Raw genomic sequence first — 23,736 nt, 5'->3', positions numbered from 1 at the left:
AAAACCACCTGTGCCTAAGCTCAGATGGTTTTATATCACTATTGAATACTGTTGTATTTAGTTGTACTTAGAACCTGTGAAGGCTTGAAGTGATGCTTAATTGTTTCGCTGGAACTGTTGCTCCCAGTAAACCTTTAGCATAGATAGTGTAAAAGTTTCCGGCTATAATTTCCACATCTGCAAGGGTAGCAGCAACTGCTTTGGTAGTCGGATTAACCAATGATACTTTGTATTTAGCTGGCTTAAGGTTTTTAAACACTGTATATTCTTTGAAAGCTCTGTTTTTGAACGAAGTCGTATCGCCATCAATAACCAGGTCATAAGCTGGTGAATTTGAAGAAAGATTGATAAAACGTATTTTACCCTGACCAGCAGCTGGTGCAGTAAAGTCATCCTTAATCACAAGGAAAGCAGAGCTGTCAGCTTTGTTGATGGTCTGACTAGTGATGTAAAGCGAGTGATACTGGTTGGTAGCCAGGTCAAAATTAGCACGGTAAAAAGTTTCTACCGAACCTGCTTTTGCTAAAGCTCCTAATTGTTTTCCTGAAATCAGCGTAAAATAGTTATAAGTCTTTCCATAAGGTAAAGAAGCTGAGCTTACTTTTCTGTTGTTCAGAATAAAATCGATAGAATCATTAAGCGGTGAAGCATTTGTAATCGATAATGCTGAACGGTCCTGCTGGATAGGCGTATCTTTTTTACAAGCATTGAAAGAAAGAACAGCACCAGTAATTGCAGTAAGGACTAAAGTTCTTTTGATGTTTTTCGAAAATGAAGTAAGATTAAATTTCATGTCTTAAATGTTTTGATAAGATTTATTATGTGTTTTTGGAGGTAAAACGTAGCCGGATTAGAAAACGCTACAACGTTTTTGGATAAATATTGAAAATGGAAGAAAAAGCCGATATTTATAAATTTATTGAATGTTGCTGTAGCGTTATGCCGGCGAGCTACGTTTATGCTGTTAATCCGGTTCTGTTAAATTAATGGAGATGGTTGCAATCTGCGTTCAGGCAGGGAATAATATATATATTGAATTATTAGGTTTAGCGAAGCGTGGATAATAAAAATACAATGTTCCAGGAGATCATTGCGGGTCTTGGTGCGCGTGATGAGCGTATACAAGAACGTATTTATGTCCACTACTGGGGTTATCTGATGGGTATATCGACACGTTATTTTAAAGATAGAAACGCTGCTAAGGAGGTGGTAAATGATAGTTTTATGAAGGCATTTAAAACAATGTATGACTTCAGGCATGACCACAATCTAATAGATTTTCAAAAAACTTTTAAGGCCTGGCTGGCCAAAATAACGGTTCGTACTGCACTGGACAGAATCAGGGCCAGCAAATCTGTGCTGAGCTATGTAGATGAATATGAAGAAGGTACAGTGGGGTATGTGGAAGTAGAAGAGAAGCTTTTTGCTGAAGATATCCTGAAGCTCCTGCATGGGATTCCTGATTTACACCGTACTGTTTTTAATCTTTATGAGATTGAAGGTTTCAGTCATGATGAAATAGCTTCATTGTTAACGATCCCGGTCAGCTCGAGCCGGACTTATCTTACCCGGGCAAAGCAAAAGTTAAGGGAACTCTATAAAAAAAGCATTGAAATTACTGATGGAATATCCTAAGAAAGAACTGATAAAGGAGATTGCTGATCTTTTCGAAGATTATCAGGAAACCTATGTGCCGGGAGAATGGGAGTCATTTTCGAAGGTTAAAAAGAAGAAGTACCCGTTTGCTGCAAATTGGATCAGAATTGCAGCAGTATTTGTATTGATGGCATCTGTATTGCCTTTTGTATTTAATCAGTTACGCCAGGAAAAAACTGCGCAAGTAGTTGTAATAAAGAAGGTTATTACAGAGGTACAGGGGCAGGTTGTGCCAAAGGTAACGGAGAAAGTGGCTGCCGGAGCTGGCAGTAAGGCAGCAATATCTGCAGAAGACCTGGTTAACGCCGGCCAGTCACCAGCGGTTGTTCAATCTGCAGACAGGATGGCTTTGAACAGCAGAAGTCGTTCCGGTGTGTTTCTTCAGGAAGGTACTGGTGGTATAGTTTCTGAAATCAGGCATCAACAGGCTCCGGACACGGTTTCTTCCGGAAAAATACAGTCTTTGCAGTTACAGCAGGAATTAAGTTTGCAACAGCAAAAAAAGACGCAGGAATATGCGCATTATAAAGAAAGAGTTCAGGCCTTTCCGAAGACAGGTGCTCAAGATACGGCCAGCCGTACTCCTCATGAAAAATTAACAACGGCAGAATTCCTGCTGGCTGAATCAAAGAACGCAGGTAAAGTTTTGAAAACTAAAGAACAAAAAGGATCTGACTGGGATTTCGGATTACAGGTAATGCCAACTGCAACCAGTGACCGGATGAATATCGGGGGCGGGGTAACTACTGCTTACCGGCTTTCTGATAAGTTCTCGTTAAGCTCCGGAATTTCATATCTCCAGATGCAGGCTGCGGGAGAGGTTCCGGGACAAGGGAACAGTGGAGCAGGTATCAGTACATTTTCTGAGAAAAAACTGGTTGGTGTTGATGCGAATCTGAAAGCTATAGATATTCCAATTGCGCTGGTATATAAACTGAATAAGAATTTTTATACGAGTGCAGGTGTCTCTTTTTTCAGTGTACTTAGCGAAAAAAGAAACAATACTTTTGAGCAGACTGCTCAGGTAGATTTGAATGGCTATGATTTTCAGACTGGTGGCCCTTCAACTTTTAAGGCGGTATCCGTTGAACATGTAGAGGAACCTACTGTAGAAAGACATTTAAAGGGGAACAGTTATATCGGATATTTTAATTTTTCTGTTGGCCGTCAGCAAAATATCTTTAATAAATACAAAGTCCGCATCGAGCCGTTTGTTAAAATCCCGGTTGGTAAGCTTTCTTCAGAAGATTTAAATTTAACAAATAGTGGTATCAAATTTCAACTGTCATTTTGATAATTTTCGGAATTATCTATTTTATGGCCTGATGTTTGACGTGTTGCGCACAGTGCATTTGCCTGTCTGACTTTTCTAATTGTTAAAGCAATATGTTTTGCTTGTCAGTCAGTTCTTTTAAGAAATTCGCGAAAATCATCGTCTTTTTTCTGGGAAATGTATTTATTTATCATTATTTGTAATATACTATAATGTTTTAGCTTAAAAAATAACTTAATGATGTAAATATTATGTTAAATAATTTCTAATTTTATTTCAAAACAAACTCACGATTTAAATAATATACAATGAAAACACTGGGACAGAAATTCAAAATTCTCCGTCAAAAAAGAGGTCTTAACCAAAAAACTATGGCCGAGTTATTAAAAGTATCTATTCCTGCATACTCAAAATTGGAAACAGGCATTACTGATCCAAACTTTAGCAGGATTCATCAGATTGCAAAAGTACATGGTTTGGATATCAGACAATTATTGAATACTGGAGAGGACGATAAAAGCGAGGTAGGGGAAGAAAATGAGCGCTTAAAACAAAAAGTAATGGAACTTGAAACAAGTGTAATCCGTTTACAGAGCAAGCTGATTGATCTTTATGATAAAGAAGATCTTCGGGCTAAACCGGGGCAGTCTAAATAAGTATACAATCTTTTAGCCATTTATTAATTTAATATCATTATCATTTCAATGTCGGATTTGATATGGAAAGATTGCGGAATGAAATATTTACAATACTTTTGGACCATAATTGAATTTCGGTCTAATTATTTATTAGCAGTTTTGAATGGAAAAGGATGAGATTGTAATAGAGGAGATATTATCAGGAGCAAAGAAACTATTCGGCAAACATGGGTTGAAAAAAACAACCATGGAAGAGATAGCGACTGCGGCTGGTAAAGGAAAGAGTACGCTCTATTATTATTTTCCAAGTAAAATTGAGATTTTCGAGGCCGTTGTTGAAGATGAAATGAAAAATGTAGTGAAGCGGATCCGCGAAGCTGTCAACGTTTCATTAACGGCCAAAGAAAAACTAAAGGCTTATTTACAAGCACAAATCACCTCTATAATAGGTTTTCATAGCTTTAGAGAGGTATTGTTTGATGATGTTGTTGATAGCATGAGAATGCTGATTTGTATCAAATCCAGATATGAACAGATTCAGATAGATATGATTACGGAAATCCTCCTTGGAGGAAGCCAGTCTGGCGAATTTAAAGAAATGACATTGGAAAGAATGAATAAGATTTCTTTCGTAATGGTCACAGTTTTTCGTGGATTGCATTTCCCTTTATCCATAGAGCTTTCTGAGCAGCGGACACATGAATATTTTGATGAAATGATCGATATGCTAATTACAGGGATAGGTAAGGATGCTTTAAAAAAGAAGACAGAGAGCAATTAATCTGAAGAATATTACTTGTTTTAACGGGAAATATAAGGAAGATTTAAACAATAAAATAAGATATAAAAGGTGGGATTATTTATTTGACAATAATATTATAGACTAAAATACGGTTATGGTCTAAGAATAATTTACTTTTGTCTATCTTAAAATTAACATATTTTTAATATATTAGATCATGTTTCATTGCGGTATTTTTTGTATTAGGCTGTGTATGAATAAAATAAATTATGAATCTATCTGAAGTAAACATTATACAATTCAGGCATGCGTAAAAAATTGGGCGATAGGATTGCAGCATTTAAAGATGCAAATGCAATTAAGGAAAAAGGATTATACCCTTATTTCAGATCGATAGAGTCGGCACAAGACACTGAGGTCATCATTGAAGGGAAAAAAGTTTTGATGTTTGGGTCAAATTCTTATCTGGGGCTAACTAACCATCCGAAGATTAAAGAAGCTGCAAAACTTGCTGTTGATAAATACGGTACTGGTTGTGCCGGATCAAGGTTTCTGAACGGAACACTGGATATCCATCTGGAACTGGAAAGAAGATTAGCTGCGTATGTAGGTAAAGAGGCTGCTGTATTATTCAGTACTGGCTTCCAGGTTAACCTTGGGGTTATTTCCTGCTTACTGGAAAGAAACGATTACCTTATTCTGGACGAATATGACCATGCTTCTATCATTGACGGTAGCCGTCTGTCATTTTCCCGTACAATAAAGTATGCACACAATGATATGGACGATCTGCGTAAGAAATTAAGCAGATTACCTGAAGATTCTGCAAAACTGATTGTTGCAGATGGTATTTTCAGTATGGAAGGTGACATTGTTAAACTTCCTGAGATTGTACAGCTTGCAGATGAATTTGGAGCGAATATCATGATGGATGACGCACATAGTCTGGGCGTTATCGGCTTTAACGGCTCAGGGGTGGCTTCTCACTTTAATCTGACCAACGATGTAGATCTGATTATGGGGACTTTCAGTAAATCACTGGCTTCATTAGGCGGATTTATTGCAGGGACAGAAGAAACAATAGAGTATATTAAACACAGAGCACGTTCATTGATGTTCAGTGCAAGTATGCCACCATCTGCAGTTGCAAGTGTAATTGCTGCATTGGATATTATAGAGTCAGAACCAGAACGTATTGATAAACTTTGGGATAACACGAACTATGCAAAAAAACTACTTTTAGATGCGGGATTTGATATCGGTCATACTGATAGTCCAATCATACCTGTTTATATCAGGGATAACGATAAAACTTTCCTGATCACCAATATTTTGCACAGGAACGGGATATTTGTTAATCCTGTTGTTTCACCAGCTGTACCTTCGGATTCATCTCTGATCAGATTCTCTCTGATGGCTACACATACCTTTGCTCAGATTGAGGAAGCGGTAGACAAACTTTATGCTGCTTTTAAAGAGGTTCAGCTAACCCCGGTTAAGGTTAGTATCTAAGCTATGAAACAGAGCGTTGCCCGTAATGGCAAAAAGGATTTTAGTTATACTCCTGGGTTATTTGTAGTTCAGGAGTGTATGCTTAGCTTTTACAAGCCCTGTTTTGGGCAGCGGTCTGTTAAAAATGATCTTACTTCTTATTTGCAGTTATTTGAAAAAGCGATATGAAAAAGCGTGTATTGATAACTGGTGCAAGTGGTTTCGTTGGATACCACTTGATTGCTGCAGCCATTGCTTCTGATTTAGAAGTTTTTGCGGCCGTAAGACCAACTAGTCATATTAAACATCTTCAGGATTTTGATATACAATTTACGCATCCTGATTTCAGTGATATCGATTCACTTCAAAAAGAGTTAGCAGAAAAACAATACAGTTACATCATACATGCTTCTGGTATTACCAAGGCTAAAACCCAGGAAGAATACAATACCGTCAATGCAGTATATACTCAAAATCTTGCTTTAGCAGCAATTGCGGCAGATATTAACCTGGAGAAATTCATTTTTGTAAGCAGTCTTGCAGCGCTGGGTCCTTTAACAGATCTGGCTGGTCTGATTGAAGACAATTCTCCGGCTCATCCTGTCACTAATTATGGCGCAAGTAAACTACTGGCGGAACAATACCTTGCAGAAATCAAGGGATTACCGCTACTGGTTATACGTCCTACAGCAGTTTACGGACCCAGAGAAAAAGATATTTTTATTTTACTGCAAACTATAAATAAAGGACTGGAACCGCATATTGGTAGTTTTAAACAGCAGATCAGTTTCATCTACGTGAAAGATCTCGCCAGAATTATTGTAGAGGCACTATTCTCTGATGTAACAAACAAACAGTATAATGTGTCTGATGGTGGTATCTATGATAGATACGCCTTAGCAGAAGGGGTAAAGAAGGCATTGCAGAAAAAGACGTGGAAGTTTCACCTTCCTGTTCCGGCAGTTGCTGCACTGGCAGCACTTATGGAACGTATTTATAAAAATTCTGCGAATGCGCCTACACTGAATAAAGAAAAAATGAATGAGCTGACTGCCATCAACTGGGCATGCAGTATTGAAAGACTCCAAAAAGATTTTGGATTTAAACCTGTTTATAATCTGGAAAAAGGATTAGTAGAAACAGTAAATTGGTACAAGAATAATAAGTGGCTATAAATAGCTGCGTTAGTTAAATAGAAATATTTATAATATTAGTTTTAAATTGTTATTTGTTGATATGAAGGTGTTTGTGGAATATAAAATGGATCTTTTTTTTGCTCTAATTATTGACTTTTTTACTGCATTAGTCCGTCCGCAGGTATTTTTTTTGAAATTTGCTCTTATATAATTATGAAACCACACCTAAAAAAAATCATACTGATCTGTGCTTTGGTAATGCCATTTTTTGCATTTAAATCTGCGGCTCAGCAGACTGCACCCGCTTCTCGTACCGTGATCACAGGTACAGTGTCTGATGCAACGGATAAAGATCCGGTACCTTATGCCACAGTGCTGTTTAAAGGCACAGGGATCATCACTAAAACGGATGTGGATGGTAAGTATACCATTTCAACCAGTGAAGCTCATACACAGTTACAAATTAGCTATGTAGGTTATAAGACATCTTATGTGATTATTAAGCCAGGGGAAACACAAGTGGTTAATGTAAAGCTGCAGTCGGAATCTCAAAAATTGACGGAAGTGGTCATCAGTTCTAACAAAAGGCCTGCTTACAGAAATAAAAATAACCCTGCAGTGGAGCTGATCAGAAAAGTAATTGAAAATAAAGCTAAGAATCAGAATAAGAACTATGATCACGTAGAATATCAGCAATATGAGCAAATGCTGTTTTCTCTAAGTAATCTGTCTGAAAAATTCCAGAACAAACGTATTTTCAAAAACTATCAGTTCCTTTTTGAAAAACAGGATTCTACTAAGATTGGTGGTAAGTTAACGCTTCCGGTTTTTATGGAAGAAAAGGTTTCACAGATTTACCTGCAGAAGTCTCCGGATAAGAAAAAGACAATCATCACTGGTGATAAGCACGTGAATTATGATAGTAAATTTATTGACACCGAGGGTCTGAGTAAGTATTTCGAAAGAATGTATGCGGATATTAATATTTATGATAGTAATATTTCTATAGTGAGTAACCAGTTTTTGAGTCCGATTGCTGACTCAGCACCCACTTTCTATAAGTTTTTTATTACTGATACTATAAAAACACATAGTCCTCAGTTGATTGAGCTTTCTTTTATTCCAAGGAACAATTCGGATCTTTTGTTTGAAGGTAAGATCTACATCACAATGGACGGTAATTATGCGGTTCAGGATGCATTCCTGACGGTGAATAAAAATATCAATCTTAACTTCGTCAGAGCATTGGAAGCTAAGCTTGATTTTGATAAAAATCCGGATGGCAGATATCATTTGTCTAAGACAAATCTGATTATCGATTTTGGTATCAATAAGAATAAGGGCGGAGGTTTTACCGGGCAGCGTACGGTCAAGTTTAACAATTACAAGATCAATAACCCTCAACCGGACTCTGTTTACAGAGGTGCAGCTTTAGTGGTTAATGCACAGGCCGGATTACGTTCAGAACAGTTCTGGGATAGTCAGAGACAAAATGATACTTTAGTAGGTGCTAATCTGAAAATTTATAAGAATATTGATACTTTACAAACGATCCCATCCTTTAAAAGGACTATGGATATTGTAACCTTATTCTTTGCCGGTTATAAAGATTTTGGGCCATTTGAAATGGGACCAGTTAATACTTTTTATAGTTTCAACAGTGTAGAGGGTTTCCGTTTACGTCTGGGTGGCCGTACCACTCCTGCATTAAGTAAAAGAATCTATTTTGAAACTTATGGAGCTTATGGTTTTAAAGATGAAAAGTGGAAGTATTTCCTGAGTGGAACTTATTCTATAAACAATAAGTCAATTTATGCGTTCCCGCAGAACTTTGTTCGCGCAAGTTTCCAGAGGGACACCAAAATTCCGGGACAGGAACTTCAGTTTGTACAGGAAGATAACTTCTTGCTGTCCTTCAAACGCGGGGAAAATAATATGATGACTTATAATGATATTTATAAGATCGACTATACAAAGGAATTTGAAAACCATTTTTCTTATGGATTGAGTTTCCGTAAATGGACACAAAGACCAGCAGGATCATTAGGATTTAATAGCTTTAATGCGGACAATGTAATTACCCCTATTGATAAAATCAATACGACCGAGCTGACTGTAAATTTACGTTATGCGCCTTATGAGAAGTTTTACCAGGGAAAAGTATACAGAACACCAATTATTGATAAATACCCTATTTTCAATCTGCGCTATACTGCAGGCTTGAAAGGCGTATTGGGCGGTCAGTACAACTATCACAATTTCGTAGCCAGTATCGATAAGAGATTCTACCTGTCGCAATTCGGCTATACGGATGTGACTGTAGAGGGTGGATATATACTAGGAAAGGTTCCTTTCCCTTTATTGACTATTCACAGAGCCAACCAGACTTATGCTTATCAATTGATGTCCTACAATTTAATGAACTTCCTTGAATTTGTCAGTGATCACTATGCAAGTATCATGATCGATCATAATTTCAATGGGTTCTTCTTTAATAAAATACCGTTGCTTAAAAAATTGAAATTCAGAGAGCTGGTTTCATTCAAAGCATTGTATGGTGGATTGAGGAATGAAAATAATCCAAATATGAATCCATCACTGTTCCAGTTCCCTAAAAATGAGCAGGGTGTAGCGACCACTAACGCCTTAAGCAGTACACCTTATATTGAGGGAAGTGTAGGGGTAGGTAATATCTTTAAATTATTACGTGTGGATATGGTAAGAAGATTTAATTACCTGGATAATCCGGGTGTATCTGAATGGGGTATCCGGGCGAGAGTTAAGTTCGATTTTTAAAAAAAAAAGAAATAGTCAAATATATTTATCATGAAAGCATTATCGTTCCGTTTGTTTTTTCTGTCAGCAGCCATAGCTTTAGGTAGCTTTGCTACTGCTTTCTCACAAACTCAGGATCAAAGTAACCCTTCGCCGCTGAAGTTTCCGGTACCTAAAGGAATCAGCAATCAGCTGTTCTATTTGCAGCGTGATCCAAATACCAATACTATTATTTGTGAACTGAATGCAGATGCTAAAGGACAGGTCAATAAAGATGAGCCTATTCTTGTGTACTGGATTCGTTATGAAGAGAATGGCGAGAAAAAAGAATTAGGCTATGTTCAGCGCAAATTTGCCTACGGTATAGGAAGTAAAGCAATCGGTAAAGATCAGTATGAATTACGTTTTGTTTCCCATAAGAAATTACCTATGTACCTGGTGAAATCTGAGGAAGATAAAAAATATCATGTTTATGTGACAGTTAATAATAAGAAAATCCAAATAGAACGCATATTTTTGCGAATAGAAGGTGGATCGTTCTGGTTACCTAATGTGAAGTACGTCGAGATCAAAGGCATTAATACTTCAAACAACGCGGTTATTACTGAACGAATCAAAATTTAAAAAAAAATAATACTCTTAATTATATTGCCATGAAGAAAAATTTCATTTCGAATTCTTCTGATTCTATCAGAATGTTCAAAAGCGGATTTTTAGAGAGCTTATCAAAAGTTCATTTTTACGTGCCCCTGATTGTTTATATTCCGGTTATTGGTTACTTGTGCTGGCTTGCTTTTACTGAAGTACACATGAATTTCTTCAGCTTTATTGGATGGGGCGCGCTGGGATTATTTATCTGGACTATTGCTGAATATATTCTGCACCGTTATATTTTTCATTTTTACCCTAAATCGAATATAGGAAAGAGAATACATTTTATTTTTCATGGTGTTCATCATGATTATCCAAATGATGCCAAACGATTGGTAATGCCTCCGTCAGCGAGTATTCCTATGGCAGTGGGACTTTATTACTTGTTTTTATATCTGCTTCCTGCAGGAACTATATATGCCTTCTTTGCGGGCTTCTTAATTGGATACCTGGTTTATGATATGGCACATTATGCTTTGCATCATGCTAACTTTAAAAATCCTTTCTGGAAGAAATTGAAACAGCACCATATGCTGCATCATTATTCTGATTCAACTAAGGGTTACGGGGTGAGCTCAGCATTATGGGATAAAGTTTTAGGTTCAGATTTTGATAAAAAAGTGAATACTTAACGAGGTGGTTTAAAACCGGACTTACCTGAAAAAGCCCTCTGATATTTCTTGTCAGAGGGCTTTTTTTATGTATTTAAGCTTTGTTTTTGTGAATAAGTTTCTTTTGTTGTCATTTAATATAATTTTAATTGATGAAAATATATCTGTTGTTTAAAAGAATTTCATTTATGTATTCCTATATTGGACTTTTAGTTACCTGAATTCCTGTTTGATTTATGTTGAGATGGTGTTTTTCGATGTTCCTGCTTTTTTTGCTGCTGTTAACGGTCAGGTCAAATGCCCAGGTTTCTAAAACTGATTCAGGTAGTGTCAATTTAAAGGAAGTCAATATTGTCCGTAAGCGGCAGCCTGTTATCATTAAAAAAGATACTATTGAATATGATGCGGCATATTATGGGGTGGACTCCAGTTTAATGGTCGAAGAATTGCTTAAGCGTTTGCCCAATATGGAAATAGGGCAGGATGGTAGTTTAAGGCATGAAAATAAAGAAGTTTATAAATTAAGAGTGAATGGTAAAGACTTCTTTACCGGAAATGTAAAGGAGTTTATCCGCAGGCTCCCTGTGGGGATAGTTTCCAAGATCCAGCTAATCGAAGATTATGGTGACCATGCCGCTTTTACAGGAATCAGGACAAAGAGTCCGCAGAAGATGATAAATATCGTGACCAAAAACGGTATTAACAGCGGCAAATTCGGGGTTGCCGGAGTGAATGCGGGTAACAATTCAAAAGCTGGGCTGGATGCGGGTGGAAATTATTGGCTGGATGACAAACAGATTTCTTTAAACACGAATTTAAACTATGCAAAGAATTCGCTTGGCGTAGATAATTCAAGTAGTTTCAGTACGGTATATAATGATAAATTCAGTGATAAAGTTAAAATTACTTCAAATTACAGGTTTGATCAGCGAGGTAATAATTCCAGTAACAGTTCTTTTGTGAAAACTGTTACTCCATCGGGTGAGATTCTCAATTCCAGTACTGCTAAATCCGAAAATAAAACACGACAACACCTGGTTAATTCATCCCTGATTTATAATCCCGCCGAAGAAACAGAAATAAGAATTTCTCCATCTTTATCTTTTTCTGATTCGCATTTAAATATGGATAAAGTGAGTAGTCAAACAGGGATAATTAATCAGGATCTGAGTTCAAATAGCAGGTCAGCTCATCATTCCAGTTCTTATCAGGCCGATTTCTCTATCGATCATCGTTTTAAAAAGGAAGGAAGGTCTTTGTCTTTCCAGGGGTCGGTACAAAGAGATCAGGGGAAACAGGGAAGTGAAACATTGAATACGCTGCGGGATTATCTTTTTCCCGGGGATGCAGGAAGAGATTCGGTTATCAATTTATTGATTGATGAAAACTCAGTGGAGCATAAAAAGGCATTTAGTCTGGATTTTCGGGAACCTTTAAATGAACATAGCAGTTTACAGTTTAATTTTTCAACTGAAATATCAAATCTTAGCTCAAATTTCAAAACGGGGAAAATTGGTGTTGATCAAAGGATCATCAATTTAGACTCCATGAGTAATCGTAGTATGGTCTGGACAAATACTCAGCTTTATAGTTTGAGTTATAACTATTCCGGAGAAAGAATGGATTTTGTGGCTGGTGTAAATTTTAACCGGAACCTGCTGGAGAATCAACAAGAGAAAATAGCAGAGATGCTGTCCACTAAAGTTAATCAGGTTTATCCGGCAGCCAGTTTTAACTACTTATTTAACAGCAGGAATTCTGTTAAATTTACCTATACCGGGCAGGGGACACCTCCTTCTGTACTACAATTACAGCTCAATACGGATGATTCGGATATTCAAAACAGAATAGTCGGTAATCCGGCTTTAAAGCCTTCATTTAATCATACCAATGAGCTTGTTTTTCGAAATCAAGCTAAGAATGGCCGGTCTTTTCTGTTGTCTGTAAACTATACTATCAGAAGGAATATGATAAGTTTAGACAAAACACTTTTTACAGATTCTTCTGGTCTGATCAAACAGCAGACCAGCTATGTTAATTTAAATGGATCCTATTCAGTTGCACCAAACTACTCCTATACTATCCCATTGAAATTAGCAGGTTTACCGGCTCGCATAGCTGTCAATGGGCAAGTAGCCTACAACAATTTAGTTACACTTACTGATGGGCTGATTAACCGGAATAAAGTTCTTACAGTCTCTCAGTCTGTAAGCGGCAATATAGATGCACAGCAATTTAATATACAGGCATCTGCTATGTTTACTAATACTTCCAACCATTTTGCTATGTTTCCTGATCAAAATCTCAATATCCGGACATTCCAGTTTAACCTGTCCGGGGGAGTGTCCTTTAATCAGTATAAAGCATTTGCAAATGCCTTGAAAAGAGTTAATTCTGGTTATACAAATATTATGGCCGGAAATCCCCTGATCATTAACCTGGGCTTAGAGCGGAAGTTGTTTTCGAATAACAAGGGTACAGTCGGTCTGCAAATTTCTGATTTACTGAATCAAAATAATAATTCCATCAGATCCTTTGCGGGCAATTCAACAATTGATGAAAAATCAGTAATTATTACCCGTTATTTTATCTTTTCAATACATTATAGTTTGAATAAATTTGCTAAAAAGTAATTATTAAATGTTATTTATTTTGACTTTTGTATTTTTTATGTAAATATGAATTGCTTATTAAAGATTTAAATTTGATTTTAAGTTTGTGTTTTGTAATCTTAAGTTGTTTTTAAGGCTGGTCTTTAGGAATGTAAATTATTTTAAACTAAAATTATACCACATGAAAAAAATCTTATTTATTTTTGCCACAGTGATGTGCGTGACACTTTTTAGCCGTTCGGCTAAGGCTCAGGGTAATTACAGTATCGTACTTTTTGAACAAAATTATGAAACTGTAAGTGATCTTTATACCAGCGGAACCTTTGGTAGTGGCCCAACGGTCAGAAAGGATAAAAATTCTTATTACAATGCAGGGATAGGGTATCATGCTAATTTGAAAAAGTACAAGGTTTATGAATTTGTAACCAATTCTTCTTCTTTGAATGATAGAGCGAGATCCGCTAAAATTTATTCAGATGGTCCTGTTACATTTACGGTTTATGATAGTCCTGATGCTAAAACCAATGATGATTACACGGTTATCCGTGTTAAAACGGCTGCAAATGGCGTTTATATTTCTTCATTTGAGAACAATTATGAAGATGATAATTTAAAGGTTACTTATTATCGTAAAAATGGTCTGGATGGAAAAGTGTCTTCATTGATTATTACACAATAAAATAAGTATCCGGCTGGTTAATCTCCTGCCTGGAATAGTTCGGCTTAAGGCTGGACTATTCCAGGCAGGAGATTTTTTTTTGGCCTGGCTGTTTTCTAAGATTACGGTTGAAATTATCACTGATTTGAATGCTGTGTTTTAATTGATATTTTTTGCTGAAATATTTATTTAATATTAACTTCTGGTTATTAATAAAGATTTGCAAAATCTTTAAATACTATTTTTATTTGTACTTGGTTGTTTGTTCTGTTTTAGTCTTTTACGGGGTTTAATATGATTAATTGTGTTTTTTATATCATTTATGATTAATTTATTGTTAATTAATATTAAATAATGTGCTTTTAAGCTGAGTGAGATATGTTTTTATTATTTTTTGATATTATTTATTATAATTAATTGTTGTTTTACATTATTTAATGTAATTTTAAATTACTTAAAACATGTGTTTTATTGTTCAATATTTAATTACTAATAAAAAGAGAAATGAAAATTAAAAAATTATTATTCGTTGCTGTTGCTGTTGTTGGTGGTACTCTATTTAGTAAAGCTGCAAATGCACAGGCGTTTGCTGAAATCCAATTGTATGAAAACAATTTTGGTGATGTTTCTCACCCATGCGGGGTGTTTGGCTCTATTGCTGCAACTCAACCGGCAAATGCAAACAATCCTTATTATTCAATAGCGCTTGGTGGTATTGCTAACCTGAAGGATTTTCTGCTTCATCCTACTGCTTCATTTACTTCAATAAATGACAGAGCAAGATCTGGAAAGCTTTCCGGTACTGCAGGTAGAACTGTTACTGTTTATGATAGTCCTGATGGAAAAACAAATGACGATTATACTGTAATTCAATTCAAAACTACTGTGACTGGTTATTACCTGGATACTTTTGAGAAAAATTATGAAGATAGCAATGTGAAAGTTACTTACGTCCGTAAAAATGGTTTGGATGGAAAAGTTTCTGCTATCCGTATTCAATAGAAACAGGGATTGATTTCCTGGATATTTTAAAAATGGTTTTTCAGATAAAATTGAAAAACCATTTTTTTTGGCTGTATTATTCATTGTAGAGCCTCTAACTTAATCAAGCTATTAGCTATGAATCATGTCGGGTTCATTTGACAAAAAAAATAATAAATAATGAAAGTAAATATTTTAGTAGCCCTGTGCTTATTAGCCTGCGGATGCAAAAAGGGTGTAGAGCCTTCCAATACTTTAAAGTCTCAATCTGTTGCTGGTGTTACTGTAAACGGAGTTGATCCTTCAAAAATCAGGATCGTAGTCAGGCTGCATCCTTCAGAGAATTATTTTCCGATGGAGCCTCTCGATTTTATAAAAAAATCCCGCTTCAGACATGAAAGATCTGGTTCTGATGAGGGGTATAATAAAAACTCAAATAAATTTGTCAGAAATAATTCTCATAACAGTGAGTATTATGATATTCCCGTAAATGTTATTAATGGGTATGGGCTGGAAAGCAGTGGCAGAAACAGAAGGCCGAAAGATGACAATAAAGGAGATTATAATGTCTTCCTTGAACCTGATGATAATTTGCCTGGGGATCATGATCCTAATGCGAAAATTTCCTCTTTTCTTTATACGCCAGACAATATAAGATTACAATACTGGTTGTTTTATGGTTACAATTATTCTAATGTATCAGGGCTGAGTTTTTCTCATCAGGGAGATTGGGAAAGTGTTACATTGAATATTTTAAATGACAGTATTGAAGGCGCATGGCTGAGTGCCCATGGTGATGATAAGTATTATGATAAAAGTGCACTCGAAATCAGCACAACTGATGGTGTCCAGACCTTATATGTTTATAGTGCAAAGGGAACACATGCCATGTACAATCATCCGGGAAAGTATCATATTCTTAATTCAGACGATGCCTCGGCTGGCGGATACGAATGGTTGGTCACTACTAAAGTTTCTAATCTGGAAAGTCAGTCCTGGAAGGATTATGCTGGTGCATGGGGCGAAGTGGGAGAGCAGGCAGCTACTACCGGACCACTTGGTCCGTGGTTCAAAAAAATCAAATAAAATCTGTCTTATTATTGCCATAATATTTTCTTAACACTCCATAATCCTGACTATTTTACTAATTTCGTCTGTTAATTTAAATTTCAGCACTTTAAATTTTATTTAAAGTGCTGTTTTTGAATTGTATATATAGTAAATGAGAGATTCTTAATATTTGAATTTTTTCGGTTAAATTTACTTTATGCGTCTTAATTTGAAGAAATAAAAAATACGATAAGTTTTATGTTATATGCAATAATCGCTGCAGGAGAAGGCTCCCGCCTTTCCAATGAAGGCTACATAGGTTTAAAGCCTATGGTTAGAATCAATGGAGAAATGCTGATTGACCGGTTGATAAGAATTTTTATTAATAACGACGCGGAGGTAATCTATATTATAATTAATGAAAATTCTTCTGAATTAGCAGAATATTTAAAGAATTACGTCTCAGCGGTACCGCTTAAAATTATTACAAAAACCACGGAAAGTTCTTTACATAGTTTTCATGAATTGTTAGAAGAATTTAAAGATATAGAAGAAGTATGTCTGACTACAACTGATTCAGTTTTTGAAAAGGAAGAGTTCCAGCATTACATTGAAGATTTTAAAGCAAACAAAAACGATGATGGACTGTTAGCAGTTACGTCATTCATTGATGACGAAAGTCCATTGTATATTAATTTTGATAATAGCAATGTAATCAAACAAATTACTGACCATGCAACTCAGGAAAAATCATTTGTTTCTGGTGGGATTTATTGCCTGCGTAAAAAAGCACTTGATCTGGTTCCTGTAGCAATTAATAGCGGACTACACCGGATGAGGAATTTTCAAAGACTTTTAATACAAAATAACCTTGTGGTAAGAGCGCATAGTTTTAATAAAATTATGGATGTTGATCATGTTTCAGATATTGAGAAAGCTGAACACTTTTTAAGCGAGGTAGAAAGATAAGTGGACGAGAACATAAATAAAATGACCCTGCTAGGGGTTAAAAGGGGAAGCATATTTTCTCCTAACCATATAGGTAACGATGAGGCAATTTTTAATCTTACCCTTTCAGAACTGGAAAAACTGGGCTACCAGGTTACGGTTTGTTCTGAAAATGAATTTCTGACCATGCCAGAGGTGAAGGAAGAATTCATTTTTACAATGGCCAGAGAGAAGGATGTGATCTTAAAATTGCAAGTACTGGAAAGCGCTGGAAAAACTGTGATAAATTCTGGATTTGGTATTGAGAATTGTTTTAGAAATAATATGACAAATGCCCTGATCAAGGCAAATGTACCTTATCCTAAAAGTAAAATTACCTCAACTGACGAGCCTGCTGCAGATTTGTTTCAGGATTTACCCGGAGATGGTTTCTGGATTAAAAGAGGTGATTTCCATGCGATTCATAAAGAAGATGTGACTTATGTGGAATCAGAAGAACAGGGAAGATATATTTTAAAGGAATTTAGTCTGAGGGGAATACCTAATGCGCTGATTTCTCAGAATTTATTAGGTGACCTGGTTAAGTTTTATGGTATCAGGGGAAGTGAGTTTTTCTACCTGTTTTATCCATATGATCATAATCACCATAAATATGCTGAATATGAACAAACCAATGGAAAGACTTTCCATTATCCCTTTGATCAGGAGTTGTTGAAAACCGTAGCTAATACTGCTGCTGAAGCATTGAATATATTTGTTTATGGTGGTGATGCCATTGTGAGCAAAGATGGTACATTTCGTATCATTGACTTTAATGACTGGCCAAGCTTTGCACCATGCAGAGCACAGGCTGCGCCATATATCGCACAATGTCTGATAGAAAATTTTACATTAAAAGTTGATGAAAGAATTTAACCTGACTGAAGAACAGTCAAAAGTATCATTTGAGAATACACTGAAATCTAATGATACAGAAGAGAAAATAGATATATACTTTTACCGCCCTATTGGTTATCAGATTGCACTATTTTGTGCTAAGCTTAATATCACTCCAAATACTGTGACGATAATCAGTATCTTTTTTGGTGTAGGGGCGGGGATTATGTTCTATTTTCCAAGCTTATGGCTGAATGTGATTGGGATGGGCTTGTTAATATTTGCCAATTCTCTGGATAGTGCCGATGGGCAGCTGGCCAGGATTACAAACAATAAAAGTCGGTTGGGAAGGATTCTTGATGGTTTTGCCGGAGACTTTTGGTTTGCATCTATCCATATCGCGATTTGTTTGCGCCTTCAGAATGAGGGCTGGCCGGCCTGGATTTGGGTATTAGGAGTTGGAGCAGGGGTTTCCCATGTATTCCAGTCTGCTATGGCTGATTATTACCGTAATGTGCATTTGTTTTTTATCAAAGGGGTATCGGGCAGTGAGCTGGACAATACGACCGATTTACAAAATGAATACAACAGGGATGCTAAGCAGACCAGTCTGTTTTTGCGGATAGTTGCTAAGGGATACATCAATTATACCCAGTTACAGGAAAGATGTTCTCCATACCTGCAGAAATTTCTAAAGCTTGTCAAGAAAAAATATACAACTGAATTACCTGCAGATTTAGTCAGTGAGTTCCGCACCTTGAATAAACCATTAATGAAGTACACAAATATTATCCAGTTCAATACCAGGGTAATCTTTTTGTTTCTGTGGTTGTTTCTGGATGAGACCTGGGTTTATTTCGTATTTGACCTGGTCGTTTTAAATTCGATCTTAATTTATATGGTGAACAGACAGGAAAAAATAAGCCGCATGTTTTACGAACGCCTGTCGGTTAAAGCTTAAATCAATGAATAGTAAGGCTTATAAGGTAATATTCATGGCTCTGGGCATTGTTACGCTCGGGTTTATGATCTACAAACTGGGTTTCCATGAAATTCTGGGAAATATAGAAAAAACGGGTGGTTGGTTCATTCCTATTATAGGAAGCTGGCTGGTTATTTACGGACTGAATGCGCTTGCATTTCGTCAGATTATTGAAGAGCCTGCGTTACCTGAAAGTAATCTGCCATTTTCAACGGTACTGCGTTTAACGATTACCGGTTATGCTATAAACTATGTAACTCCTTTTGTAGCCCTCGGTGGGGAGCCTTACCGGATCATGGAGCTGAAAAAGTTTATGGGTATCCATAAAGCAACCTCTTCCGTATTGTTATATGGAATGATGCACGTGTTTTCACACATCGTTTTCTGGGTGCTTTCGATCTTGCTGATCCTTGCGGTATTGCCACTGGAATCAACCATGGTGATTGGCTGTGTAGTTGGCTTTATTCTAGGTATCCTGATTATTTTATGGTTTTTGAGTATCTATAAAAAGGGTTTTACGGTCAGTACTTTTCTGCTTTTGCAAAAGCTTCCTTTTGTAAAGAAATTTGCGACCAACTTTTTAAAAGATAAATCTGAATCGCTGCATGAAGTGGATGATCAGATCAGAATGTTATATGAACAGCGGAAGTCACGTTTTTTGATGGCACTGCTTTATGAAATTCTGGCAAGGGTAGTGACCTGCGCGGAGATTTATTTTACGGCTGTTGCGATTGGTTTGGATATGACGGTTTCGCAGGCACTGATCATTAGTTCGGCTTCTTCGCTGTTTGCAAACATTATTTTCTTCTTTCCTATGCAGCTTGGGGTAAGAGAAGGAGGGCTGGCACTTGCACTGCGAAGTGTAGGTTTACCAGCAGAAACTGGTATTTTCATTGGGATCATCATGAGGATCAGAGAAATAGTGTGGATTATCTTTGGCTTTATTTTAATGAGAGTTTCAAAAAGATAATTTGAAAATATCACGTACTTTTGTCAGGAATAAAAATATTCAATAATATGATAAAAGGACTCTTATTTGATTACGGCGGGACGATTGATACCAATGGCCTTCATTGGGCAGTAGTATTAAAAAACAGCTATCAGAAATTCGATATACAAGTACCAAAAGACTTATTTTTCAAGGCATATTCTTTTGGAGAAAGAAGCCTGGCTATTCACCCGATTGTACAACCTTCATTTACCTTTTTACAGGTATTACGTGCGAAAATTGAACAGCAGTTCGTTTTTTTACAGGAGAATGGTTTTGAAATTGACAAAAAACACATTGAACTGATTGCCAGTGATTGTAATGAGTTTGCCAGACAGACTGTTCAAAATGCCAAAGTTATTCTGGAAGAATTAGCTGCAGCGTATCCGCTGGTTATGGTTTCGAATTTCTATGGAAATCTGAATGCAGTACTGGAAGATTTTGGAATCAGACATCTCTTTGCTCAGGTTGTTGAATCTGCTGTGGTAGGCGTAAGAAAGCCTGACCCTGCAATTTATGGAATGGGTGTAAAGGCTTTGGGCTTTAACCCGGAAGAATGTCTGGTTATAGGAGATTCTTTCAGTAAGGATATTATCCCGGCTAAAGAGATTGGGTGCCGTACAGTGTGGCTGAATGGGATTGGATGGGAAGATGATGACCATTTGAGTGCTGCCAATACCAATAGTGTACTGGCTGATGAAGAAATCAAGGATTTTTCGGCCCTTAAAAAATACCTGGTTACGACCTGAATTTAATTGTAATATCCCAGAAAATTGGCAGCAATACCCGCTATTAAACTATCCGAACTTACCCGTCAGATTCAGGAAACAATCAACGGTGTTTTTGGCTCGGGAACATTTTGGGTAATTGCCGATATTACGAATTATACTTATAAACCTCAGAGTAATTTCCATTATTTTGAACTGGTTGAAAAAGATAAATCTTCTGCGAAAATCCTGGCTAAAATAGGAGGTCGTGCGTGGGGAAATGCTTCCGTGAATATTGCTAATTTTGAGAAGGCTACCGGGCAGCAATTTAAGAATGATATTAATGTGCTGATTCAGGTTGCAGTGCAGTATAGTCCATCTTTTGGGTTACAGCTTAACCTGCTGGATATTGATACCACCTTTACCTTGGGCCGGTTTGAACAGCAGCGTAAAGAAACGCTGGACAGGCTTGTGAGGGATAATCCTTCATTTATTCGCCTGGCAGACGGGCAATACCGGACCAGAAACAAGGAGTTGCCTTTAAACAGGGTCTTACAACGTATTGCGGTAATATCATCTGATACTTCTGCTGGTTACCATGATTTCAAGCATACACTGGAGAATAATACTTTCGGTTATCATTTTGAAGTTGACGATTACTTTGCGTTGGTGCAGGGAGAAGGAAATGCAGGGCAGTTTTTAACTAAACTTATCCAGGTATTCGGTTCGGGCAAGGCATATGATGCACTGGTGATTATCAGGGGAGGTGGCGCTCAAACAGATTTCCTTATTTTCGATAACTACGAGCTTAATCGCGCGATTGCGAAATTCCCCATACCGGTAATTACAGGAATCGGTCACCAGAAGAATGAAACTATTGCCGATTTAATGGCACATACTTCTACAAAAACGCCAACAAAAGCGGCAGAGATGCTGATTGCACATAACAGGAATTTTGAAGAGGCTGTATTGTCTGTTCAGCAGCATTTGGTGATCCGAACGTTTCAAATGATGAATCAGCATAAGGAACTGCTAACCAGATTAAACCAGACTATTATTAACTCATCGAAAAACCTGCTGCATGAAAAACACAGGGATATCCTGAATCTTTCGGGCATGGTGCTGACCAACCCTAAAATTATTATCTCCAATAAGCGCAAAGACCTGAAAAACCTGCTGGCGAACTTCAAATCCTTTAACCGGATGTATTTCGCGAACCATAGCAGGTATATTGGCCATTTTGAATCTGTAGTGAGAATAATGAGCCCACAGAATATTTTGAACAAAGGATTTGCCATTGTAAAAATAAATGGCCAGATTGTAAGTAATGCCGATGCGATTGAACCTGGAACAGAGCTTACCATAGCTTTGAGTTCAGCAGAAATCAATACAAAAGTTTTAGCTAAAACATCCCGCAATGGAAAAGAATTTGAATTATGAAGCGGCTTATAGTGAACTGACACAAATTGCTCAGGAAATAGAGACTGAAGCTGTGTCTGTAGATATACTTGCCGAAAAAGTAAAACGGGCTTCCGAACTGATTGCTTTTTGTCAGACAAAATTGAGGTCTACTGAGACTGAAGTCAACAAAATTATAAAGCAGATGGAAAACCAACCCTTATAGTTACCTTCGCCCACCGTTAATTTAAAAAAAAATCAGCCATGTTAGTTTATAGTCCAGAAGAAGAAGAAGTATTTTTTGATCAGATTGATCAGGTTTATACACTGACTGAGTCTCAAAATTTAGAAGAAGCTGAACAGCTTTTATTAGAGATTAATGAATCGATCCCTCATCCCAAAGAAAATTGCAGTGTTGGCGGCATATTGCTGGACAGCATTTTCTCTTTTTATGAGCAGACCGGTCAGGTTGAAAAGGCATTGCCTCATTTTTTAAAAGAAACTGAATATCTTCAGGAAAAGATGAAGACTGAAACCGTAAAGAGTTCTGGTCATTTTATTACCACGGGCAGCATTTATTATGCGCTTGGTGACCTGGATAAAGCAAGAGTATATTTTAAAATTGCTCATGGTTTAGGGAAAAACAGCATTTTTCATGATTTTAATGCAGATTTTCTACATATGGCAGTAACTTCTGATGTGGAATTTGAAGAGTTCAAACAGAATTTTGTTCCTGTTGATAGTTCATTACAAGAAGAGCTGACGGATGAGCAGCAGGACCTGATGGAAGAATACTGTGATCAGGGAAACCTGGAGATGGATGCAGAGAATTTCGATCAGGCTGCTGAATGGTTCCAGAAAGCGTTAGACGTATTGCCGGCACCAAAAGAAGATTGGGAAGCAGCAGGGTGGGTTTCGGCCTCTTGTGGCGATGCATATTTTAATGCAGGGAAGTACAAGGAAGCTTTGGAACATTTGCTTGTAGCGCATGATATCTACACCAGTGAAGAAGAAGTGAATCCTTTTGTATTGCTTAGATTAGGCGAGACTTATTTTGAGTTGGGAGACCATGAAAATGCAAACGCAAATTTATTGGCTGCTTATGAAATGGAAGGAGCTGAGCTCTTTGAGGATGACCAGAAATATCTGAAATACCTTAAAACACAACATAAACTTTAAGCACTGATCAATTGGTGTTCTATAGTAGAGAGTAAGAAAGAGATATCGAATGGTTTAGCTACAACTTCATCTGCACATATCTCTTTCACTACTTCCAGCCTCGGGTGAGTCGATAAGACAATTACTGGAATATGGCTGGAATCTTCGGCCGCTTTAATGGTCTTGCATAAAGCAGTCCCTTCTTCAGTCGGGCTGATTACATCCAGCAGAATTGCATCAGGCTGAAAATTTCTGATATGTTCAAATATTTCTTTTTCTGAGGATAGCAAGTCAACATGATAACCTTCATCTGTGAGTACAATATTAATCAGTTCAAGAATATCTCTGTTCTTTTCCAATACTAATATCTTTTTATTCATAAGGCTTTATATCCTGTTCTTTATT

Annotated in this window: 24 protein-coding genes; 22 read left to right on the top strand and 2 right to left on the bottom strand. The window is 36.9% G+C overall.

The window, feature by feature from the left end; all coding sequences use genetic code 11:
- Nucleotides 1-67 precede the first annotated feature (67 nt).
- On the bottom strand, nt 68-793 hold the full coding sequence (locus ABIB30_RS08150) for a DUF4397 domain-containing protein (RefSeq protein WP_354300916.1): 726 nt from the start codon (nt 791-793) through the stop codon (nt 68-70).
- Nucleotides 794-1,074: 281 nt separating this feature from the next.
- Here ABIB30_RS08150 and ABIB30_RS08145 point away from each other — a divergent pair, with 281 nt between their 5' ends.
- The 22 genes from ABIB30_RS08145 to ABIB30_RS08040 all read left to right on the top strand — a co-directional run bounded on the left by ABIB30_RS08145 (nt 1,075) and on the right by ABIB30_RS08040 (nt 23,352).
- The gene (locus ABIB30_RS08145) at nt 1,075-1,635 is read left to right on the top strand and encodes an RNA polymerase sigma factor (protein ID WP_068396757.1); all 561 of its coding nucleotides are present in this window, start codon (nt 1,075-1,077) and stop codon (nt 1,633-1,635) included.
- Nucleotides 1,622-2,950 (top strand): hypothetical protein, encoded by a 1,329-nt coding sequence (locus ABIB30_RS08140; protein ID WP_354300914.1) that lies wholly within the window; start codon nt 1,622-1,624, stop codon nt 2,948-2,950. The genes ABIB30_RS08145 and ABIB30_RS08140 overlap by 14 nt, the downstream gene beginning before the upstream one ends.
- Nucleotides 2,951-3,237: 287 nt before the next feature.
- A complete protein-coding gene (locus ABIB30_RS08135; protein ID WP_068396761.1) occupies nt 3,238-3,585 on the top strand; it encodes a helix-turn-helix domain-containing protein in 348 nt (115 codons plus the stop codon).
- A gap of 145 nt (nt 3,586-3,730) precedes the next feature.
- Nucleotides 3,731-4,348, top strand: a complete 618-nt coding sequence (locus ABIB30_RS08130; protein WP_354300911.1) for a TetR/AcrR family transcriptional regulator — start codon at nt 3,731-3,733, stop codon at nt 4,346-4,348.
- A gap of 267 nt (nt 4,349-4,615) precedes the next feature.
- Nucleotides 4,616-5,821, top strand: a complete 1,206-nt coding sequence (gene spt, locus ABIB30_RS08125) for a serine palmitoyltransferase (protein WP_354300909.1) — start codon at nt 4,616-4,618, stop codon at nt 5,819-5,821.
- Nucleotides 5,822-5,824: 3 nt separating this feature from the next.
- Complete coding sequence (locus tag ABIB30_RS08120) at nt 5,825-5,989, top strand: hypothetical protein (protein ID WP_354300907.1); 165 nt, start codon at nt 5,825-5,827, stop codon at nt 5,987-5,989.
- Nucleotides 5,986-6,975, top strand: coding sequence for an NAD-dependent epimerase/dehydratase family protein (locus ABIB30_RS08115; RefSeq protein ID WP_354300905.1), 990 nt, complete (start codon nt 5,986-5,988; stop codon nt 6,973-6,975). Before ABIB30_RS08120 ends, ABIB30_RS08115 begins: the two co-directional genes overlap by 4 nt.
- 174 nt (nt 6,976-7,149) lie before the next feature.
- On the top strand, nt 7,150-9,732 hold the full coding sequence (locus ABIB30_RS08110; protein WP_354300903.1) for a DUF5686 and carboxypeptidase-like regulatory domain-containing protein: 2,583 nt from the start codon (nt 7,150-7,152) through the stop codon (nt 9,730-9,732).
- Between the two features lie 30 nt (nt 9,733-9,762).
- On the top strand, nt 9,763-10,335 hold the full coding sequence (locus ABIB30_RS08105) for a DUF4833 domain-containing protein (protein WP_354300900.1): 573 nt from the start codon (nt 9,763-9,765) through the stop codon (nt 10,333-10,335).
- A 29-nt stretch (nt 10,336-10,364) separates the two neighbouring features.
- The gene (locus ABIB30_RS08100) at nt 10,365-10,994 is read left to right on the top strand and encodes a sterol desaturase family protein (protein WP_354300897.1); all 630 of its coding nucleotides are present in this window, start codon (nt 10,365-10,367) and stop codon (nt 10,992-10,994) included.
- 236 nt (nt 10,995-11,230) lie between these two features.
- Nucleotides 11,231-13,606, top strand: a complete 2,376-nt coding sequence (locus ABIB30_RS08095; RefSeq protein ID WP_354300895.1) for an outer membrane beta-barrel protein — start codon at nt 11,231-11,233, stop codon at nt 13,604-13,606.
- 160 nt (nt 13,607-13,766) lie between these two features.
- Nucleotides 13,767-14,264 carry a hypothetical protein gene (locus ABIB30_RS08090; protein ID WP_354300893.1) on the top strand — a complete coding sequence of 166 codons (498 nt, stop codon included), beginning with the start codon at nt 13,767-13,769 and terminating at the stop codon, nt 14,262-14,264.
- A gap of 483 nt (nt 14,265-14,747) precedes the next feature.
- Nucleotides 14,748-15,245: a hypothetical protein gene (locus ABIB30_RS08085; RefSeq protein WP_354300891.1), complete on the top strand. Its 498-nt coding sequence runs from the start codon at nt 14,748-14,750 to the stop codon at nt 15,243-15,245.
- 159 nt (nt 15,246-15,404) lie between these two features.
- Nucleotides 15,405-16,310, top strand: a complete 906-nt coding sequence (locus tag ABIB30_RS08080; RefSeq protein WP_354300889.1) for a Vps62-related protein — start codon at nt 15,405-15,407, stop codon at nt 16,308-16,310.
- A 222-nt stretch (nt 16,311-16,532) separates the two neighbouring features.
- A complete protein-coding gene (locus tag ABIB30_RS08075; protein ID WP_354300887.1) occupies nt 16,533-17,243 on the top strand; it encodes a nucleotidyltransferase family protein in 711 nt (236 codons plus the stop codon).
- A gap of 21 nt (nt 17,244-17,264) precedes the next feature.
- Nucleotides 17,265-18,137, top strand: a complete 873-nt coding sequence (locus tag ABIB30_RS08070; protein ID WP_354300886.1) for a hypothetical protein — start codon at nt 17,265-17,267, stop codon at nt 18,135-18,137.
- Entirely contained in the window at nt 18,124-19,059 is a 936-nt protein-coding gene (locus tag ABIB30_RS08065; protein WP_354300884.1) for a CDP-alcohol phosphatidyltransferase family protein, read from the top strand. The genes ABIB30_RS08070 and ABIB30_RS08065 overlap by 14 nt, the downstream gene beginning before the upstream one ends.
- 4 nt (nt 19,060-19,063) lie before the next feature.
- Nucleotides 19,064-20,050 carry a lysylphosphatidylglycerol synthase transmembrane domain-containing protein gene (locus ABIB30_RS08060; RefSeq protein WP_354300882.1) on the top strand — a complete coding sequence of 329 codons (987 nt, stop codon included), beginning with the start codon at nt 19,064-19,066 and terminating at the stop codon, nt 20,048-20,050.
- A gap of 47 nt (nt 20,051-20,097) precedes the next feature.
- Nucleotides 20,098-20,817, top strand: coding sequence for an HAD family hydrolase (locus tag ABIB30_RS08055; protein ID WP_354300880.1), 720 nt, complete (start codon nt 20,098-20,100; stop codon nt 20,815-20,817).
- A gap of 24 nt (nt 20,818-20,841) precedes the next feature.
- Nucleotides 20,842-22,215 carry an exodeoxyribonuclease VII large subunit gene (gene xseA, locus ABIB30_RS08050; RefSeq protein WP_354300879.1) on the top strand — a complete coding sequence of 458 codons (1,374 nt, stop codon included), beginning with the start codon at nt 20,842-20,844 and terminating at the stop codon, nt 22,213-22,215.
- Nucleotides 22,193-22,399 (top strand): exodeoxyribonuclease VII small subunit, encoded by a 207-nt coding sequence (gene xseB / locus ABIB30_RS08045; protein ID WP_041887315.1) that lies wholly within the window; start codon nt 22,193-22,195, stop codon nt 22,397-22,399. The genes xseA and xseB overlap by 23 nt, the downstream gene beginning before the upstream one ends.
- A 38-nt stretch (nt 22,400-22,437) precedes the next feature.
- Nucleotides 22,438-23,352: a tetratricopeptide repeat protein gene (locus tag ABIB30_RS08040; RefSeq protein WP_354300877.1), complete on the top strand. Its 915-nt coding sequence runs from the start codon at nt 22,438-22,440 to the stop codon at nt 23,350-23,352.
- Here the strand turns inward: ABIB30_RS08040 and ABIB30_RS08035 are convergent.
- Nucleotides 23,349-23,711 (bottom strand): response regulator transcription factor, encoded by a 363-nt coding sequence (locus ABIB30_RS08035; protein ID WP_354300875.1) that lies wholly within the window; start codon nt 23,709-23,711, stop codon nt 23,349-23,351. The genes ABIB30_RS08040 and ABIB30_RS08035 overlap by 4 nt on opposite strands.
- Nucleotides 23,712-23,736: the final 25 nt, after the last annotated feature.

It is taken from the genome of Pedobacter sp. UYP1 (genome assembly GCF_040547305.1).
Classification (GTDB): Bacteria; Bacteroidota; Bacteroidia; order Sphingobacteriales; family Sphingobacteriaceae; genus Pedobacter.
Note: the sequence above shows the minus strand (reverse complement) of the source record. Positions and strands in the feature narration are given on the sequence as shown.